This is a genomic window from Candidatus Bandiella numerosa, from assembly GCF_021811875.1.
GTDB lineage: Bacteria > Pseudomonadota > Alphaproteobacteria > Rickettsiales > Midichloriaceae > Aquirickettsia > Aquirickettsia numerosa_A.
In genome coordinates, this window is record NZ_JAJBJD010000151.1 from 1 (window position 1) to 2,668 (window position 2,668).

Consider the following 2,668-nt stretch of genomic DNA (forward strand, 5'->3'; position numbering starts at 1 on the left):
ACTTTGCCGTCAGCTTCCTTCCGCCAACTCCTCACGAAGTTAACCTTGCCTCAGCTAATGGACAGCTCTATATCAGCCCATGAGGGACTTGAACCCTCTACTCTTACATCATGCACGGCGCACACAACCTCATTTTCCCTCTGTTTTATAAAATTGTTTTATTTTCCTTTAGAATAATTCATTATAGCTAAATTAGGAAAAAAGAGTTGTGCTATATGAAATTAAAAAGATCTTGCAAGCAAAAAGAAATGTTTTTCAATGCTAAATCTATTTGGGATCATGCTTCTCAATCGATAGCTGCTGCCTAATTTTTAAGGGTAAGGGTTGTATTATGATCATATTCCCATTAACTTGACGTTGCCGCTATTTTAAATGCAGCGTCAAGTTAATTTATTTTTCTAGCCATAGTTGCCAGAACAACTTTAAATATTGTTCAATTTATCTGCGGTCTGGGCATTTAAGAACTATAAATTTTTGTTTTTTCAGTTAACTTGAGTGTGCCATAGCGATCAGTATTGTTCATCATATTCAGTATAAACGCAGTTATAAATTGAGCAGTCATCTAATAATTCAGATTGTACAGGATAGGAAGAAAATGCATATCCCTTATTATGATTACCATCTACAGAGCTACCTTGTGGGAAAGGAACGCCTCCGTTTGTCTCAAAAATATATTCAACACCACTTTCTGGATCTCCATTCAACCAGCGCATAACCACATGAGAAATCGATAAATCGTCCGTATCAGCTTTTAAGACAGACTTGGCTTTTATTGTTTTTTGACCAAGATCATTTGGAAAAAACGAATAAACTCCAAGGCCTTTAGCATTAAATCCAGAGGCATCTGAAGTTATATACAAAGATGGACAAACTTGTTCTTTCTGAATATAGGTAGAATCTGGCACAGTACAATCTACCGTTGCGCCACCAGATGGCATAAAATATGGTAACTCTGATTGATAAAATTTGATCTTACCGTTCTTGCCTAGCCATATAGTTTGATAATCATTAAAGTGCTCAACAAATAAACCATTCATTTGCACATCATTCCCAATCACTATAAGGCCGTGCTTACAATAATTTATGTCAAATGGAATCTGAAGTGATTGTTTATCATGATCAGCTCTCCACAACCATAAATTTTCGCCAATAACGCTATCTGAGTTGATCTTAACGCACGCATAAGCAGATGGCGAAGCCTGTGCATCATCTATTCTTGCGATCCGACAATATATATCTTGCAACGTTGTCGGGTTTATTGAAGAACCATGATGCTGCTGACCTACATTAAGTAATATGTTATCAGGGTTAGACGAAGAGCCGTACACCCCAGCATCAAAAGTCATGCCAGCTATATGAGCACCTTCACTTCCTAGATCCATACATTTACCAGAATCACTTTGACATACTAAAGAGGGTAATCCTAATCCTAATACCACCTTGTCGTTTGGTATATTGAGTACACCTTGTATGTTGTATATGCCAGGCATTATTATAAGTCCAGGTGCGCCACCGGCAATTTCCGCATTTATTACTTGTACCTTATCTTTACTAACTATTGTTGGAGATGTATCGTTATCTAGCGATAGAACTACAAAGCTATTTGCATCTTTTTTGCCAGATGCAATCTGTACACTCCAATTGCCTTGGTCAAATATAATTCTTGGAATTTGCAGAATAATATCATCATTAATTTGTGTAAACGGATACCCATCCCATAAATTTTTTGTAGATATGTCTCCATCACCAAATGTTGTACCATGATTATTATGAGATACAATATTCCATACCCCAGCTTGCAACTGTCCAAAATTTGAATTTGCAACGTAGAACTGTTGTTGTGACCCTAGTATTATATTAGAGACATACATCTTACTAATAAAGCCACCACTAGTAAATCCACAATCACCACCAAGGCCCCAATCGCACATTAAAATATCATTACCGATTATTTTAACATCTCTTATAGGCGATGCCTGTGAGACTGCAAAACGCAGTGGCGCGCCAAGCCTAGAGACATCAAGCGTAATATCAGAAATGCTACGCCAAAAATTATCAAGCCCGCCCGGCGCCTTGCAGTTTGCATCTCCAACTTTCTCGCAGTTATTTAGCACGTTGATGCCAGGAGCAATCCGAACGTCTGAGGCCCCATCTGCTACGCCAACAACTTGCGTATAATACCCGAGCTTAAACTGATCTGACATCTCGTAGTTACCACCTGCAACTAATATTGCATACCTTTTATTAGACCATTCATTCGTTTCTCCGTGCCTCATAGTACTTTGAGGGCCACCAATCTGAAAGCCGAGCGAATAAAGAGAGGTACCGTCAGAATCAGAAATAAAGTACGCCCCACTAGGGCAGTTTTCTGGCAAACAATCGGTGGGGATTTTTAATAATTCAGAAAATTTTTTACTTAAAGAAGTTTTTTGTTTAGAAGACATAGAAGAAAGTACAATTTGTTATACTGTTGTAAAAACTATACTGAATTTATAACTGATAACAAGAACTTTGTTGCATAAATAAAGGGATTCCTAAATAACGGAAGCATAAATATTAGATAGCGTATAAATAGGAAAAGTGCTAACCTTTGACCTAAAACAATACAGGTATCAAATGGATTTTGAAATAATAGTAAGAAAAAAAGAAAAAGGCGAGGTAGTATCAG

1 protein-coding gene is annotated in these 2,668 nt (G+C 37.3%); it reads right to left on the reverse strand.

Going from position 1 to position 2,668, the window contains the following annotated elements; translation table 11 throughout:
* Positions 1-509 precede the first annotated feature (509 nt).
* Complete coding sequence (locus L8D11_RS04840) at positions 510-2,444, reverse strand: hypothetical protein (RefSeq protein WP_236870541.1); 1,935 nt, start codon at positions 2,442-2,444, stop codon at positions 510-512.
* Between the last annotated feature and the right edge of the window lie 224 nt (positions 2,445-2,668).

Excerpts from the sequence above, each read along its gene's own strand:
- L8D11_RS04840 (WP_236870541.1), bottom strand. The coding sequence starts at position 2,444 with ATGTCTTCTAAACAAAAAACTTCTTTAAGTAAAAAATTTTCTGAATTA.